Source organism: Paenibacillus farraposensis, from assembly GCF_020736845.1.
GTDB classification, from domain to species: Bacteria; Bacillota; Bacilli; order Paenibacillales; family Paenibacillaceae; genus Paenibacillus; species Paenibacillus farraposensis.
On sequence record NZ_JAFFQR010000079.1, the window covers coordinates 160 to 524 of the forward strand.

Here is a 365-nt window from a genome sequence, read left to right on the forward strand (position 1 = left end):
TTGCTCTCATAGCTCAGTAGGTAGAGTGCATCCATGGTAAGGATGAGGTCACCGGTTCGATCCCGGTTGAGAGCTTGTTGTAGGATGGCCCGTTGGTCAAGGGGTTAAGACACCTCCCTTTCACGGAGGTAACAGGGGTTCGAATCCCCTACGGGTCATAATATGGAGGCTTAGCTCAGCTGGGAGAGCATCTGCCTTACAAGCAGAGGGTCGGGGGTTCGATCCCCTCAGCCTCCACCATTTTTTGTTCAACCTCATTGGATGAAAATTGAGGGAATTGTGGATTATATGCATATTGGGGATTAGCCAAGCGGTAAGGCAACGGACTTTGACTCCGTCATGCATAGGTTCAAATCCTATATCCC

Annotated in this window: 4 tRNA genes; all 4 read left to right on the top strand. The window is 50.1% G+C overall.

The window, feature by feature from the left end:
- The first annotated feature begins 2 nt into the window (after positions 1 to 2).
- Positions 3 to 75 (top strand) — tRNA-Thr (locus JO375_RS12630).
- Positions 76 to 86: 11 nt separating this feature from the next.
- Positions 87 to 158: transfer RNA gene (locus JO375_RS12635), tRNA-Glu, on the top strand.
- 6 nt (positions 159 to 164) lie between these two features.
- Positions 165 to 240: transfer RNA gene (locus JO375_RS12640), tRNA-Val, on the top strand.
- Between the two features lie 57 nt (positions 241 to 297).
- Positions 298 to 365 (top strand) — tRNA-Gln (locus JO375_RS12645).